The 14,475-nt window shown below is 37.6% G+C and carries 17 protein-coding genes and 1 tRNA gene; 11 read left to right on the top strand and 7 right to left on the bottom strand.

Going from position 1 to position 14,475, the window contains the following annotated elements; all coding sequences use genetic code 11:
• Positions 1–17: 17 nt before the first annotated feature.
• From MWU82_RS03660 to MWU82_RS03645, 4 genes are all read left to right on the top strand, one after another.
• Positions 18–308: a hypothetical protein gene (locus MWU82_RS03660; RefSeq protein ID WP_215950109.1), complete on the top strand. Its 291-nt coding sequence runs from the start codon at positions 18–20 to the stop codon at positions 306–308.
• 33 nt (positions 309–341) lie between these two features.
• Entirely contained in the window at positions 342–1,013 is a 672-nt protein-coding gene (locus MWU82_RS03655; RefSeq protein ID WP_247095262.1) for a lysoplasmalogenase, read from the top strand.
• A gap of 179 nt (positions 1,014–1,192) precedes the next feature.
• Positions 1,193–1,639, top strand: coding sequence for a VOC family protein (locus tag MWU82_RS03650; protein ID WP_247095261.1), 447 nt, complete (start codon positions 1,193–1,195; stop codon positions 1,637–1,639).
• A 69-nt stretch (positions 1,640–1,708) separates the two neighbouring features.
• On the top strand, positions 1,709–2,185 hold the full coding sequence (locus MWU82_RS03645) for a GAF domain-containing protein (RefSeq protein ID WP_215950106.1): 477 nt from the start codon (positions 1,709–1,711) through the stop codon (positions 2,183–2,185).
• 120 nt (positions 2,186–2,305) lie between these two features.
• Here the strand turns inward: MWU82_RS03645 and murA are convergent, their stop codons facing one another.
• The 3 genes from murA to MWU82_RS03630 form a co-directional block, all read right to left on the bottom strand.
• The gene (gene murA / locus MWU82_RS03640) at positions 2,306–3,613 is read right to left on the bottom strand and encodes a UDP-N-acetylglucosamine 1-carboxyvinyltransferase (RefSeq protein WP_215950105.1); all 1,308 of its coding nucleotides are present in this window, start codon (positions 3,611–3,613) and stop codon (positions 2,306–2,308) included.
• Between the two features lie 15 nt (positions 3,614–3,628).
• On the bottom strand, positions 3,629–4,282 hold the full coding sequence (locus tag MWU82_RS03635; RefSeq protein WP_215950104.1) for a DUF4290 domain-containing protein: 654 nt from the start codon (positions 4,280–4,282) through the stop codon (positions 3,629–3,631).
• Positions 4,283–4,369: 87 nt separating this feature from the next.
• Positions 4,370–4,657 carry a DUF493 family protein gene (locus MWU82_RS03630; RefSeq protein ID WP_215950103.1) on the bottom strand — a complete coding sequence of 96 codons (288 nt, stop codon included), beginning with the start codon at positions 4,655–4,657 and terminating at the stop codon, positions 4,370–4,372.
• 115 nt (positions 4,658–4,772) lie between these two features.
• On the opposite strand from MWU82_RS03630, the gene MWU82_RS03625 reads away from it, so the two are divergent.
• From MWU82_RS03625 to MWU82_RS03605, 5 genes are all read left to right on the top strand, one after another.
• On the top strand, positions 4,773–5,315 hold the full coding sequence (locus MWU82_RS03625) for an ATP-binding protein (protein ID WP_247095260.1): 543 nt from the start codon (positions 4,773–4,775) through the stop codon (positions 5,313–5,315).
• Positions 5,315–7,219, top strand: a complete 1,905-nt coding sequence (locus MWU82_RS03620) for a RecQ family ATP-dependent DNA helicase (RefSeq protein ID WP_247095259.1) — start codon at positions 5,315–5,317, stop codon at positions 7,217–7,219. Before MWU82_RS03625 ends, MWU82_RS03620 begins: the two co-directional genes overlap by 1 nt.
• Complete coding sequence (fmt, locus tag MWU82_RS03615) at positions 7,216–8,163, top strand: methionyl-tRNA formyltransferase (protein WP_215950100.1); 948 nt, start codon at positions 7,216–7,218, stop codon at positions 8,161–8,163. The genes MWU82_RS03620 and fmt overlap by 4 nt, the downstream gene beginning before the upstream one ends.
• A gap of 178 nt (positions 8,164–8,341) precedes the next feature.
• A complete protein-coding gene (locus MWU82_RS03610) occupies positions 8,342–8,614 on the top strand; it encodes an HU family DNA-binding protein (RefSeq protein WP_031443811.1) in 273 nt (90 codons plus the stop codon).
• Positions 8,615–8,728: 114 nt separating this feature from the next.
• Positions 8,729–9,289, top strand: coding sequence for a YqgE/AlgH family protein (locus MWU82_RS03605; RefSeq protein WP_215950099.1), 561 nt, complete (start codon positions 8,729–8,731; stop codon positions 9,287–9,289).
• Positions 9,290–9,299: 10 nt separating this feature from the next.
• Here the strand turns inward: MWU82_RS03605 and MWU82_RS03600 are convergent, their stop codons facing one another.
• Together MWU82_RS03600 and MWU82_RS03595 are read right to left on the bottom strand one after the other, a co-directional pair.
• Complete coding sequence (locus MWU82_RS03600) at positions 9,300–10,145, bottom strand: aminotransferase class IV (RefSeq protein WP_247095258.1); 846 nt, start codon at positions 10,143–10,145, stop codon at positions 9,300–9,302.
• A gap of 54 nt (positions 10,146–10,199) precedes the next feature.
• A complete protein-coding gene (locus MWU82_RS03595; protein WP_215950097.1) occupies positions 10,200–10,583 on the bottom strand; it encodes an START-like domain-containing protein in 384 nt (127 codons plus the stop codon).
• A gap of 135 nt (positions 10,584–10,718) precedes the next feature.
• On the opposite strand from MWU82_RS03595, the gene MWU82_RS03590 reads away from it, so the two are divergent.
• Both MWU82_RS03590 and MWU82_RS03585 read left to right on the top strand, forming a co-directional pair.
• Positions 10,719–10,795 (top strand) — tRNA-Met (locus MWU82_RS03590).
• A 1,023-nt stretch (positions 10,796–11,818) separates the two neighbouring features.
• Positions 11,819–13,468, top strand: coding sequence for a sensor histidine kinase (locus MWU82_RS03585; protein WP_247095257.1), 1,650 nt, complete (start codon positions 11,819–11,821; stop codon positions 13,466–13,468).
• A 72-nt stretch (positions 13,469–13,540) separates the two neighbouring features.
• Here MWU82_RS03585 and MWU82_RS24365 read toward each other — a convergent pair whose 3' ends face one another.
• A complete protein-coding gene (locus MWU82_RS24365; RefSeq protein WP_181422910.1) occupies positions 13,541–13,708 on the bottom strand; it encodes a DUF6747 family protein in 168 nt (55 codons plus the stop codon).
• A 281-nt stretch (positions 13,709–13,989) separates the two neighbouring features.
• Positions 13,990–14,382, bottom strand: coding sequence for a response regulator (locus MWU82_RS03580; protein WP_103441856.1), 393 nt, complete (start codon positions 14,380–14,382; stop codon positions 13,990–13,992).
• Positions 14,383–14,475: the final 93 nt, after the last annotated feature.

The following is a 14,475-nucleotide window of genomic DNA, read 5'->3' as shown; positions in this document are numbered from 1 at the left end:
CAATTAGCCCTTATTACATGAATATCATACACAGTATCCCAGAGAACATTTTTGAAAGCATAGGAATTGTAGCAGGTCTAAGTGCCTGTCTGGTGATTGCTATACAGGTCTATAAAGAATACCGTTATAAGGGCCCCAGTAGCCTTTCTAACGGTTTTATTTTTGGCTGGGTATTTATTTATCTGTTTTGGTGCTTTTACGGAATTCGTTTTAATACCGTAGCCCTTTGGCTTACCAACGCCATCGCCGTAGTCCTCCAGTTGGGCCTCTGCTTTATTGTGGTCCGAAAAAGAAAACTATATACTTAACAAACCTAGCCATTGGAACATTAATTTTTTAGCATGAAAACAAGGCAGAATGCCTTTATTGGCGTATTTATTCTTTTGGTGCTGTTGGATCTGGTAACAGGATACTTGCACTTTCAAGGCCTCAGACAATTGACCAAACCGAGTATACTGCTTTCGCTGATATTGTTTTTTGGGATATACGGAAGGCAACTAGCCAAAAAGACCTATCGTTACATCTTGTTGGCTCTTTTCTTTTCATTAGTGGGAGACATATTCTTGCTCTATGATCATCTCTCGTCTATGTATTTTATGCTTGGACTAATAGCTTTTCTCCTTGCCCATATAACTTATGCCTTGGTATTTCTTATCCAGGGCAAAAGCATATTAAAGAAGAAAATGCCTTTGGTTGCCATATTGCTGCTGGTCTACGGCACTACCCTTTTCATAATTCTACAGGATAATTTAGGCACGTTAAAAATTCCTGTAATTATTTATGTCCTGGGTATTCTAGCAATGGCCATTACGGCCTATAGTAGAAAGGACCAGGTAGGTCCAACAAGTTTCAAATTGGTATTTATTGGAGCAGTATTCTTTATCTTGTCCGATAGCATCCTGGCCATCAATAAGTTTCTTATAACCGTACCGGGATCACATATTCTGGTCATGGGCACTTATGCCACGGCACAATATTTAATAGTCCGTGGATTATTGGCTGGTAAAGACTGAATTGAACATGGAATAAATAACAATTTCCTAAAAATTACCACAAAAGTAGATTAGCTTCAATAAATTGATTCATTTTTATTTACCTTTCTTTCCTGCTAAAGTTTACGTTGCCTTATAAACCAGATAACCTAAAGAAAATAACACCTTATAATTACTTTTAAAATTAAAACCTAATACACATGCACAAGCCATTATTTCTGCTTCTCAGTTTTTTTATATTGCAAGTCAATGCCCAAGGCTTTGATTTCCAGATAGACCATTCTTCTTTAATCGTCAATAAACTGGACACTACTGCAGATTTCTATTCCAATATTTTAAAATTAAAGGAAATTCCACACCCGGACAAGGCACCGGGATTCCGTTGGTTTCAAGTCCAGGGCAATTCACAGCTGCACCTGATCTATAAGGATACGGTGGTCATGAAAAAACATAAGTCCATGCACCTCTGTTTATCGACACCCAACTTGGAAACCTTTATTAAACATTTGGTAGATAACAACATTGAATATGAGGATTGGCCAGGGACAAAAGGGGCGGTTACCTTACGTTCAGATGGGGTACGACAGATATACCTCACAGATCCCGAAGGCTATTGGATCGAAGTCAATAACGCCAAACACGATTAAAAAACCTGGACAATAGTTTAACTAGATTTAGTAAATTTGGGTAATAATGAAAAAAATAAATTAAAGCATATGAACAAGGACAATGCGCAACGGAACACTGTAATAGATACCCTCCTTAATAATGAAACCACTAATTGGCAGGAAGTCCTTTCCACTGTAATTTCCGCTTTTGACTGTACCACTGGTACCATTCATTTTCTGGATGAAAAATCGGGATTGTTAAAGGTTCAGGCACATCAAGGCATTCCTCCCTTTTTAATCCCCAAACTTTCCGAGATTCCCATAGGTAAAGGTATGGCAGGGATTGCGGCGGAGCGGCGTGAACCGGTAGAAATGTGTAATCTACAAACCGATGATTCAGGGGTAGCACGTCCTGCTGCCAAAGAAACAAAGGTAGAAGGTTCTATAGCAGCCCCAATGATGCTCAATGGAAAACTGTATGGAACCTTGGGAATAGCCAAACCTGTTCCTTATGATTTTACGGAGGAAGAAGTTAGTGACTTATTAAGTATAGGTGAGAAAATAAGTCGCCATATAAGTGCATAGGCTCATTAACACAATTGTGTTTTTTATATTTAGATATTTGAACGCTTGTTAATCCTCAAAATAGAAAAGGACTATCTAATTGATAGTCCTTTTTTATTTCATATTAAGTTATAACCGTGGTTAAACCCTGGTGATCTTGGCACCAATAGCTCGCAAACGCGTATCAATATTTTCGTAACCCCTATCGATCTGTTCTATATTGTGTATGGTAGAGGTGCCCTTGGCAGACAAGGCTGCTATCAGCAAAGAGACACCGGCCCTAATGTCCGGAGACACCATGGTGGTGGCTTTTAGACTGGATTCAAAGTTATGTCCAATAACGGTAGCCCTATGTGGATCGCAAAGAATAATCTTGGCCCCCATGTCTATTAATTTATCTACAAAGAACAAACGGCTTTCAAACATCTTTTGGTGGATCAATACCTCCCCTTTTGCTTGTGTAGCCATCACTAAAATAATGCTCAACAAATCTGGCGTAAGTCCAGGCCATGGCGCATCGGCCACGGTTAAAATGGAGCCATCAATATAGTTCTGGATCTCATAACCATCTTTATGCTCGGGAATAACAATATCGTCCCCTTTTCGCTCCAGCTGTATCCCCAATTTTCTAAAAACAGTAGGAATTTGCCCCAGATCGTCCCAACTAACATCTTTAATAGTCAGGTTACTCCTTGTCATGGCCGCCAGGCCTATCCAACTACCGATCTCGATCATATCCGGGAGCATTCTGTGATCTGTTCCTCCCAGGCTATCAACCCCTTCTATTTCCAACAGATTGGAGCCGATTCCTGTAATTTTGGCTCCCATCCTATTCAGCATTTTGCACAATTGCTGTAAATAAGGTTCACAGGCTGCATTGTAAATGGTGGTTTTGCCATCTGCCAAAACAGCCGCCATAACTATGTTGGCTGTTCCTGTAACCGAAGCTTCATCCAAAAGCATGTAGGTGCCCTTCAATTTTTCGGCTTCAACACCGTAAAAGTGCTCTTCCTTATTGTATCTGAATTTTGCCCCTAATTTTATAAAACCTTCAAAGTGTGTGTCCAATCGCCTGCGTCCTATTTTATCACCGCCCGGTTTGGGAATATATCCCTTGCCAAAACGCGCCAATAATGGGCCTACGAGCATAATAGATCCCCTAAGGCCCCTACCGTCCTCTTTAAATTGGGCAGATTGCAGGTATTCCAAATTAATGTCATCTGCCATAAAGGTATAGGACCCTTGACCTTTCTTTTGGATCTTAACCCCCAAATCCTCCAATAAGGATATCAGTTTGTTTACGTCTACAATATCAGGGATATTGGTAATCGACACTTTTTCCGAAGTAAGTAGTACGGCACAGAGTATTTGTAAAGCTTCATTCTTTGCCCCTTGCGGTGTAATCTCACCATGTAATTGATGACCGCCTTCTATTTTAAATGTTCCCATTAAAGTTTGAGAAGATTAGTACCGCTTTTTACCGCGGTTTTGATTTCTTTGCGTTTTTTTACCAGAACTGGTCCTAGGCGTTTTAGCCACACGATTTTTAAGGAATTGTCCACTTTCTGTCAAGTTTTCCCCTTCCTTGGCAAGATCTATTTGTCCATCGCTTAACTCGTAAAGATGCTTAAATATGGCCTTGTCGTCCACAGTGTCCTTATTCCAGTTTAGGTAACACTTTTTCATGTGATTGGCTATGGCATACTCCAACCCGTCTCGCATATCGCCTTTTTCCCACTTAACGGCCACATCGATCATACGTTTTATGTTATTTCCATAAAACCTATATTTTGGAAAATTTTGAGGATACTCCAATGGATCCGGACGTTTTTGCAAGGTCTCCTTGGAGGTAATTGGGAATGGCGAGTCCACGTTCAATTTAAAATCGGACATGATAAACAATTGATCCCATAGTTTATGTTGAAAATCGGGAACGTCCCTCAAATGTGGTTGAATATTGCCCATAACACTTATTATGGCCTGGGCCACACGGTTACGTTCCTCATCGTCCTCGATGGAGATGGCATGGTCCACCATTTTCTGGAAATGGCGCCCATACTCGGGTATAATGAGCTTTGGTCGCTCAGTATTGTATTCTAAGTTTTCTACTAAATTCAAATTGAAATATTTATTGCTATTTATTTATGATAAGGAAGTGCTCTTATAACGTCTGCAAATTAACAAAATTATGCTAGAAATACTATTTTAGAGTGATATTACCCCTTTTACCTTCCCTACTTCCTTATATTTTTTTATTACTTCATCAGGATTTTTAAGGTTAACGGTAATGCTCAAACTGGTATATTTTGCATTTTTGGATTGCTTGGATTCGATTACTGCCCCCGTATTATCAAAAATATCCTGAATCTGTTTTATTTTTTCCGTGTCGGTTGGGACTATAAACTTATATAGGTAATTGGAAGGCCATTTGCTACTTTCCGCCAATTGGTCCCTTAATCTACCATAAAATTCCTCTGATTTATCCTGATCCATGCCAATGTTTTTGCAAATATATAAAGTATCGTTGTCAATTTTTTAATCTTAAGGCTATTTCATTACTTTGCAACACCATTTTACGCATGTAAATACCGAATTTTAAACGCGCTATTTGAATTTAGAAAGAATTGTCATTACAGGTGGACCCAGTACAGGAAAGACATCTGTCATAGAAAAAATTGAAAAGGAAGGCTTCTTTTGTTTTAGTGAGATATCCCGCGAGATTACGCTGGAAGCCAGGCAGCAAGGTATACCACAGTTATTCGTTTCGGACCCTTTGCTATTTAGTGAAAGAATTATCGAAGGCAGGATCCGGCAATTCCAGGCTGCAAACGAGGTAGGTAAACCCATTGTTTTTTATGATCGGGGTATTCCGGACGTAGTGGCCTATATGGATTGTTTTGGTCAGTCTTATGGAGATCATTTTGTTGAGAGCTGCATTAATTACCAATACGACCACGTTTTTTTATTGCCACCTTGGAAGGAAATACACGAGTCCGACAATGAGCGCTATGAAAATTTTGAAGAGGCAGTGCGTATCCATACCTTTTTGGAAGAAGCCTACGCCAGATACGGCTACAATATTATAAATGTACCCAAGGAAACCGTAGCCGGAAGAGTTACCTTTATACATAATAAACTAAAAAGTCTATAGTGCATCAGCACCCTAAGGATATATTGGAGAAGTTTTGGGGGTTTCCGGATTTTAAGAATTCCCAGGAAGACATCATAGGCGCCGTATTGGATGGACAGGATGTTTTGGCGCTCCTCCCTACAGGAGGTGGAAAATCTTTGTGCTATCAGGTACCGGCATTGGCCCGTGAAGGTATTTGTATTGTGGTATCGCCACTAATAGCCTTGATCCGCAACCAGGTAGACACCCTAAAAAAATTGGGTATAAAAGCCATTGCCCTTACCGGGGGCATTTCTTTTGATGAAGTGAACAACCTGTTGGACAATTGCCTATATGGCAACTATAAATTCCTGTACCTGTCTCCAGAAAGACTACAGCAGGAATTGGTGCAGGAGCGCATCAGGCAAATGAACGTTAACCTTATTGCCATTGATGAAGCGCATTGCATTAGTCAATGGGGCAACGATTTTAGACCTGCCTACTTGGAATGCCATATTTTAAAGGAATTGGCGCCAAATGTTCCTATGATAGCGTTGACCGCCACGGCAACGGACATGGTGGTAAAGGATATCTGCCAAAATTTACATTTGGAAGAACCGTTGATAGTGAAGGATTCCTTTTCCAGGAACAATATTACCTTTAGCGTTTGTTGGGAAGAGGACAAAAAATACCGTCTTAAAGAATTATGTGCCCAGACCAATACGAGTACCATAATATATGTGCGCAGTAGAAAAATGACCATGGAATTGGCCTATTACCTATCCCAGCAAGGACATACGGCTACCTTTTTTCATGGTGGTATTTCCAAAAAGGACAAGGATACCAGATTAAACCAGTGGTTGGAAAACAAAGTGAAGATCATGGTGGCCACCAACGCTTTTGGAATGGGGATAGACAAGCCCGATGTTGGCCTTGTTGTACATTACCAAATTCCGGACAGTATGGAAAACTACTTTCAGGAAGCAGGAAGGGCCGGAAGGGACGGAAAGCCGGCAAATGCCGTTTTAATTACCAACCCTATGGATGAGGCCCAGGTGCGCAAACAATTTTTAGGGGTCCTACCAGATGTTGACTTCCTTAAATTATTATATCGAAAATTGGCCAACTATTTTCAGATCCCCTTTGGGGAAGGTAGTGGCGAAACTTTTCAATTGCCCTTTAATTCCTTTTGCGAAATCTATAGGCTAAATACTACATTAACGTATAATGGTTTAAGGCTGTTGGACCAAAACTCCGTGATATCCCTAACCGAAGCTTTTTCGCAAAGAACGACTATACGTATGATAGCTTCCAAGCATCAAATATTTGATTACCTGGAAAAAAATCGGCCATCGGCAACCATAGTCCAAACCATTCTGAGAACCTACGGGGGAATATTCGATTTTGAGACCAAGATAAATCCCCTATTGATTTCTCGAAAGGCCAATACAAGCGAAAAGGAGGTAATAAGTGTATTGGAACAAATGGAAAAGGATGAAATTATTGAATACCATGCCCAACATAGCGATCTGGAAATTACATTTTTGGTTCCCAGGGAGGATGAGCGCACGATCAATATCTTCGCCAAAAAAATAAAACAGATACAGCAGGTTAAAAAGGACAATGTAGAAAGTATGTTGACCTATATAAAGGATTCCAAGCTTTGCAGAAGTCGGCATATTCTAAACTACTTTGGCGAAACTACCAAGGACAACTGTGGTAAATGTGATGTATGCCTTCAAAAAAATCCTGTAAACAATGACATTATTAAAATCATAGAACAGGATATTTTACAAATTTTAATGGTCAAAAAAGAAAGTTCCAGAGGGCTGATAAAATTATTGACCTATAAGGAAAGTTCCGTTATTTTGGCTTTACAAAGATTATTGGAAGAGCAGAGAATAAGCGTGAATTCTATTAACCAGTACGAAATAATCAAAAGATGAGCAAACCACGAATAGTGTTCATGGGCACCCCGGATTTTGCCGTGGCCATTTTGGACAAGCTAGTAAAAAACGATTGTAATATTGTGGGGGTAATTACTGCGCCGGACAAGCCTGCAGGCAGAGGAAGAAAATTACATGAATCTGCCGTAAAGGCATATGCCATGGAACATGGTCTAAAAATAATGCAGCCTACCAACCTAAAGGATCCCAATTTTATTACGGAATTGCAAGGATTGTCACCAGAACTTCAGATTGTGGTGGCTTTTAGAATGTTGCCCAAAGCAGTATGGAATATGCCAAAGCTGGGCACTTTTAACCTTCATGCTTCCCTCCTGCCCCAATATCGCGGAGCGGCCCCTATTAATTGGGCCATAATAAACGGAGAGAAGGAAACGGGGGTGACCACTTTCTTTATAGATGATAAAATTGATACCGGAGCCATATTACTTCAAAAGAAAACCAGTATCTCCGAAGAAGATACCGCAGGCAGCTTGCACGATAAGCTGATGCATCTGGGAGCGGACCTCGTATTGGAAACCATACATAAATTGGAGAGCAAAGCCATAGCACCATCCAAGCAACAGGAAGATAAGCCTTTAAAAGAGGCATATAAGCTGCACAAAGAGACCTGTGAAATAGATTGGAACCAGGATATTGCTACCATATATAATTTTATTAGGGGATTAAGTCCCTACCCTACTGCCTGGACTACCATGTACAATGGGGAGGATGAACTTTTCCTAAAGATATACTCCGCCAAAAAGGATTTGGAACAACACCAATTAAAGGTCGGGACCATTGCTTTTACCAAAAATGAACTGAAAGTAGCCGTAAAGGGAGGTTACATCAATTTATTGGAAATTCAATTGCCCGGTAAAAGAAAAATGACCACCAAAGAGGTGTTAAACGGATTAAAATTGGCTAAAAACACCTATGTTGGGTAAACCCCCATGTTCATTGGGGGTGTGGGAAATCGTAAAAAAAACCCTACTTTATCAACAAACGTTTCAAGTTATCAACAAAATTGCGGATTTCCCCCCATTTTACTTGCGTTAATGGCAAATCCGTATAAATTTGTTGAAGTATTTAATTATAATTAATAACACTTAATTTATCGAAATTATGAACAAAACAGAATTAATCGATGCAATGGCAGCTGATGCTGGCATTACTAAAGCCGCAGCTAAAAAGGCATTGGAATCTTTCTTAGGAAACGTTGAAGGTTCTCTAAAAAAAGGTGGTAGAGTATCTCTAGTAGGTTTCGGATCTTGGTCTGTATCTAAAAGAAATGCAAGAGAAGGTAGAAATCCATCAACTGGAAAGACTATCCAAATTGCAGCTAAAAATGTAGTGAAGTTTAAGGCAGGTGCTGATTTGAGCGGTGCAGTAAACTAATCATAATATCATTATACATAGAAAGCACTTCTCTAACCGGAAGTGCTTTTTTTGTACAAAAGACTTTTCAGATTAACGGAATTGTTTTATTTTAGGGATACTAGAACTAAAAATATGGTCGCTGAAAAACCAAAAAAAGGCAAACTCCTTATTGCTGAGCCTACACTTTCCGGTGATGTTTCCTTTAACAGATCTATAGTTCTGTTGGCGGAGCATAACAATGAGGGGTCTGTTGGTTTTATTCTGAACAAGCCTTTGGACTATAGTATAAATGATCTGGTTACCGAAATAGATCTGCCTTTTCAGGTATACAATGGCGGTCCGGTAGAACAGGATAATCTTTATTTTATCCACAAGGTCCCGGATCTGATAGAAAATAGCATTGAAATTTCGGACGGAATTTATTGGGGCGGAGATTTTGGTTCTATTGTGGACCTGATCAATAATAAGGTCATTTCTGAAAACGATATCCGTTTCTTTTTGGGATATTCCGGTTGGTCCTCTTTACAGTTGGACCAGGAATTGCACTCAAAATCATGGGTCGTGGTAAAAAATGTCTACGAAAGTTCCATCATACAAAAATCTTCCAACGCTTTTTGGAAGGAAAAAATGATGGAATTGGGCGGAAATTACCTGATATGGTCCAATGCCCCTGAAAACCCTAACCTAAATTAACCAAGGATACTTAGTTTAGCCTTGCAGCCGCATTAAGTTTGCCCAATAAATCGGCAGCTACCTTAGTTTCGTACTCTTTCTTTCTATATTTTGTAATGGGTTGAATACCGGTGATTGCGTTGGTTATGAAAAGTTCATCCGCTTTCTGCAGCTCGAATGGAGAAATAAAAGCTTCTTCAAATTGGTATTTATCCAGGGAACCTAAAATAGCGATCAGTTTCTTGCGCACAATTCCGTTCAAGCATCCGTCCTTTAAGGGTGGGGTTTTAATATGTTGATCTTTTACCAAAAAGAGATTGCCATTAAGGGCTTCCACCACCTTTTTTTCCTGGTTCAGCAAAAGACAGTTCTGATATCCGTTTTCGGAAGCAAAAATACTGCCCACCACATTAATTACCTTATTATTGCTCTTTAAGGTAGAAAGCATATCCGGGTTCACATAAAAATCCTTAAAAAGCTCTACTTCGTAGGCATCATTATTTAGGGTAAAGAATGGGGAATCCAAAACATTGGCCTCAATAATATAAGAGACGTCATTGGTTTGCGGCAGATATAGTCCGCCGTTATTTCTAAAAACGGTAAATCGTATCCTGGCCGGTTTCTCCAACAGGCCGTTGGCATCCACACAGGCCAACATTTGTTCTTCCAGAAATTCCATGGTAAAATTCATGGGGATTTCCATTCTCAGAATCCGCATGGAAGCCATAAGCCGAAGATAGTGGTCCTCCCAAAAGAATATTTTTCCGTTTACTACCCTAATAGACTCGAACAGGGCATCGCCATAGCGGAGTCCCCTATTATCGTGATTAAGGTAAGATGAGTTTTTAGAAAGTAGGTTTCCGTTAAAATTAACCATAAAAAAAGCCTTGAAAAAATCAAGGCCAAAGATACGTTATATTCCATTAATGTATTAGGCAGAACCCAATACCTGTTTTAAACTGGATACTTGGTTCTCCCATAGCATTTTAGATTCGTCCACTTCATCCTCCTCTGCAAAATCGGTAATAAAAAGAGACACATCTTTGGTTATTTCGTCTACGATAATGCGCATTTCAAAAAAGCTATCATCTTCTTCCGCTACCCAGGTAAATTTTACAAATTCATCGCTCTTGCGCTTTAATAATTTTGCCTGCTCTTCGGAGCCATCCCAAATAAAATTGAACATTTCACCTCTGGAATTTACGTTATCTGCGAACCATTCGGAAAGTCCTGAGGGGGTAGATATATATTGATATAGTAGTTGTGGTGAGGATTGAATTACGAATTCAACTTCAAATTTAATTTTATCGCTCATTCTGAATAGTGTTTATGGCGGACAATATATATATTTATAAATGATTAAAAAATAAAACTGAGATAATATTTTTAGCAATCTAATTTGGATAGGACAGAAAATTAACTTTATATTTGCACCCGTTAAAAACGGCATGGCGAGGTAGCTCAGTTGGTTAGAGCGTCGGATTCATAACCCGGAGGTCGGGGGATCGTGCCCCCCTCTCGCTACCAATAAAACAAGGGACCCAAGAGTTTATACTCTTGGGTTTTTTACTTCTGTACAACATATGTACAACATTTTAAAATTTGCTTTCATAGTAACACTTTCACTTCAAAAAACCTATTACCAATTGTTTGGATCACATTTTACTAATAATTTGATTTAAACTTTAGTTTACCGCACGGATTATGCCCAAAACCTATTTGGATGAGTCGATCAAAAAGACCGATTTGCGCCGAATTATAATATAAATAGGAAACTAGATTCTTAAAATCGACTCCTTTGTATTTAAATTTATTTTCGTTTTTTTTTGTTGATGCCACTGGATTCAAAGCTGGACATATAGAAAACATGCTACTCCTTCTAAACCGCTATACCTTGATTTTATTTCCTGATAAATCGGAATATTGTGGGATAGCAGACAAAACCATTTTGCTGGCCTCTAAATGCTTTAAAATAAGTTTCTGCTAGTTACTAGAATCTTATGTTTGGAAGAAAGTGATTACTTAGTGGATTTGTTTTTTAATTTCAAGCGCAGCTCCACTCTAAACAACAAACCTATTTGATAACTTTTGCCGAGTGAAAAACTGAATATGTGTAAAAAAAGTTGACTGTTGACAGCCAACATCAATCACAATAATTAGCAATGAGTTAAATTCTAAATGCAATGAATTTTATCTTACAAATGATTAACCTCAGAATTTATCTTTAGGGGCAAAATTTAAAACTATACAGTCTTATTGGATTCAAAACTTTTGGTCCGGTCCGTAAATTATTTGGATTAAGTTTATTAGCGAAAGACTATCCGACAATCTGAATATTTCTTATATTAGTGTAATTACAAACCTCCAATCCCGTGTGTTATTTGTACAATAAACGGAATAATTTAATAGGTTGATTTTATGTGGAAAAAGGTATTTAAAATTTTCGCAATACTTTATTTTCCTCTTTTAGTATTTTCCTCGGCCCTATTCATCTATCAAAAAAACGTACAAATAAAAAATTTCTCGTTGTTACAAGAGCGTGAAACAATTATGAAGAGAAAATCTTTTATAGATCTTTTTCAGGTACCCATACAAAATGCCAACTATTGGTCAAAACTGAAGTTTCCTAAAGACTTTGACCCGTTGAATACCCATAGGGCCTTCATGGAACCATACCTTGAAATTATTAAGGGAATTACCCCTTACGATCAGTTTCGATTTCTTGACTTAAATGGTAAGGAATTTTTTCGTGTGCAGCGGAAAGGAATCGATTCTTTAGAATTTGGAGAGTTGCAGGACAAAAGTAGCCGCTCTTATTTTAAAGAGGGTATTGGCCTTAAATACGGGCAACTTTACCTATCTCAAATTAATTTGAACAGGGAAAATGGTAAAATTGAAAAACCATATAAACCTGTTATTCGGGCAGTACAACCCATTTTTGATGGCAATAAAAAAAAGATAGGTGTTATGGTCATCAATTATAAAATGGATCGAATTCTTAACCAACTGAGAACCAACATAGTTGATAATAATTTCTATCTACTGGATGATAACCTGAATATAATTACATCCAATACCTATATAAACCAAATTCCATTTGAAATATCGGATTCAGTAGTTCCTCTGAACCAAAAATATGGTCTTTCCGGCCAGTTATTTAAAAAGGATACCACCTTTTTGAGCAATGATCATATATGGTCTGTTCAGACGTTAAGTCTGAATGAGGTGTTGAATTTTGGTTCTGATACACCATTAGAAATAGTTGCTCCTTACCATTGGAAAGTTGTTCAAGAATTACCTCCAAAATTTTTACTCGCCAATTTAAAGTTCCTTTATTTTGGTATCGGTATTTTCAATTTTATAACTATTACCATGCTATTGACCATAGCTTACTTTATTGTAAATAGCAGACAACAAAGAGAAAAGTATGTCAATGAATTGGAAACAAAGAATGCGCTGCTCTACAAAAAAAGAAATCTATTAGACAAACACAACAAGCAAATTTCCAATATAAATAGTCGATTAACGATCAGAAACAAGCAATTAAGTGAATTTAATTATTTGGTTTCGCATAACCTTAAAGCTCCTGTAACAAGCATGTCATTGATTGTATCAATGATCAACAAAGAACAAGATCCCCAAAAAAAAATACATGATCTTCTTCCAAAACTAAGTCAAATTGCCGAAAGTATTACGGAACTCACCAAAGATATGGGTGAGTATGTATCCATTATAGATGATAGAAAGGTTAAGCTCGAGGAAGTTGATATTTTAACTTTGATAAATGAGGTCAAAAAGGATTTCTCCAAAACGCTGTTGGATTCAAATGATTTTAAAATATCGCTCATTTTATTAGCTTGGCATCAGGTACACTTCTCAAGATTTTACTTAAAAAGCATACTAAATATACTTATATCCAACGCCATAAAATATCGGCGGGATGGGGTATCATCCTATATCCATTTTGAAACTTTTATTGAAAATGATAAAAAAGTGCTCGTGATAAAAGACAATGGTATAGGAATCAATCTAAATAGACATGGTGAGAATGTATTTAAGCTGTATAAAAGATTTCATAGAAATATTTCAGGTAAAGGTATTGGTCTTTTTTTAGTTAAATCCCAATTAGAAGCTCTAGATGCAACTATAACTATTGAAAGTAAAGAGAATATAGGTACTACCTTTAAAATATATTTTTAGTTTTTATAAAAAAATCCTTCCGAAAAGCGACGGAAGGATCAAATCTTCTAATTCTTAATTCTATTAAATCATTCAAAAAGAGAATCCAGTAATTAATCTGTACCCAAATGCATATAGGACTACTATAAACATAGCAAAACTGAACCATGAAAAAGCTTTGAAATAGCTTTTTACTAGCCAACTTCCCAGCTGCTTAAATCCATTGAGATATATTTCTTTAAAAAGTAAAATTGTTTCCATACCAAATTGTTTAGGGGTTTGGATGCAAAGGTATCGCAGTAATTTACCTTGAACTTTCTTTTTCTACAAGATGTCAATAAATACGGTTTAATGAAGAAAAATAAATATTCATCAGGAATTATGGCACTTCAACGAATTCATATCTGCATTTTATGCATTTTCAGGGAAGCCTATGAAATTACAATAAACTTTGGATGAAATGAATTGAAAGAACACTGCTATGCAAGAGCATAACGATCTTGCAATTCTCAAATGTACAGTTTTGAAAAACGATTCGTTTATTACTTTTTTGAATGAAGAATCTTTTCCATAATGCTTTTGGAAAGTGGTTTGTCAAAATGCCCTTTTATCATGGGGTGCTCCTTAGCCCTTGTCCGGTCTTTCGAATTTGAAAAGGCGGATAGAATATAGATGTCCGTTTTTTGTAAAACATTGCTGCCAATCTTTATAGTATCAAGAAATTCCCAACCGTCCATGCCGTTCATGACCAAATCTAGAAATATTAAATCCGGCACATCCTCTTTATTTATTACAGGATGGGCAAACATGTTCAAAACTTCTTCCGCAGTATCACAAACTATAGTCCTGCAATTAGAAATTGATTGTTCTATGCAATATCTTGACGCGAATTGCGACACTAAGTCGTCATCTATAATGCAAACTTTCAATTCCATTTTTGAGAATTTTAATAGTTGTAAATATGAGAAAGAATTATCAATTAATTATATATTCTAACTGGTAAACGTTCAAAAGGTCCATATTCTCGC

It is taken from the genome of Arenibacter sp. S6351L (assembly GCF_023016025.1).
In the GTDB taxonomy this organism is placed as follows: domain Bacteria; phylum Bacteroidota; class Bacteroidia; order Flavobacteriales; family Flavobacteriaceae; genus Arenibacter; species Arenibacter algicola_B.
Note: the sequence above shows the minus strand (reverse complement) of the source record. Positions and strands in the feature narration are given on the sequence as shown.

What these genes read in the sequence shown, in the direction of transcription:
- MWU82_RS03660 (WP_215950109.1), top strand. Translation starts at nt 18, where the DNA reads ATGAATATCATACACAGTATCCCAGAGAACATTTTTGAAAGCATAGGA.
- MWU82_RS03655 (WP_247095262.1), top strand. Translation starts at nt 342, where the DNA reads ATGAAAACAAGGCAGAATGCCTTTATTGGCGTATTTATTCTTTTGGTG.
- MWU82_RS03650 (WP_247095261.1), top strand. Translation starts at nt 1,193, where the DNA reads ATGCACAAGCCATTATTTCTGCTTCTCAGTTTTTTTATATTGCAAGTC.
- MWU82_RS03645 (WP_215950106.1), top strand. Translation starts at nt 1,709, where the DNA reads ATGAACAAGGACAATGCGCAACGGAACACTGTAATAGATACCCTCCTT.
- murA (WP_215950105.1), bottom strand. Translation starts at nt 3,613, where the DNA reads ATGGGAACATTTAAAATAGAAGGCGGTCATCAATTACATGGTGAGATT.
- MWU82_RS03630 (WP_215950103.1), bottom strand. Translation starts at nt 4,657, where the DNA reads ATGGATCAGGATAAATCAGAGGAATTTTATGGTAGATTAAGGGACCAA.
- fmt (WP_215950100.1), top strand. Translation starts at nt 7,216, where the DNA reads ATGAGCAAACCACGAATAGTGTTCATGGGCACCCCGGATTTTGCCGTG.
- MWU82_RS03610 (WP_031443811.1), top strand. Translation starts at nt 8,342, where the DNA reads ATGAACAAAACAGAATTAATCGATGCAATGGCAGCTGATGCTGGCATT.
- MWU82_RS03605 (WP_215950099.1), top strand. Translation starts at nt 8,729, where the DNA reads ATGGTCGCTGAAAAACCAAAAAAAGGCAAACTCCTTATTGCTGAGCCT.
- MWU82_RS03600 (WP_247095258.1), bottom strand. Translation starts at nt 10,145, where the DNA reads ATGGTTAATTTTAACGGAAACCTACTTTCTAAAAACTCATCTTACCTT.
- MWU82_RS03595 (WP_215950097.1), bottom strand. Translation starts at nt 10,583, where the DNA reads ATGAGCGATAAAATTAAATTTGAAGTTGAATTCGTAATTCAATCCTCA.
- MWU82_RS03585 (WP_247095257.1), top strand. Translation starts at nt 11,819, where the DNA reads ATGAAGAGAAAATCTTTTATAGATCTTTTTCAGGTACCCATACAAAAT.
- MWU82_RS24365 (WP_181422910.1), bottom strand. Translation starts at nt 13,708, where the DNA reads ATGGAAACAATTTTACTTTTTAAAGAAATATATCTCAATGGATTTAAG.
- MWU82_RS03580 (WP_103441856.1), bottom strand. Translation starts at nt 14,382, where the DNA reads ATGGAATTGAAAGTTTGCATTATAGATGACGACTTAGTGTCGCAATTC.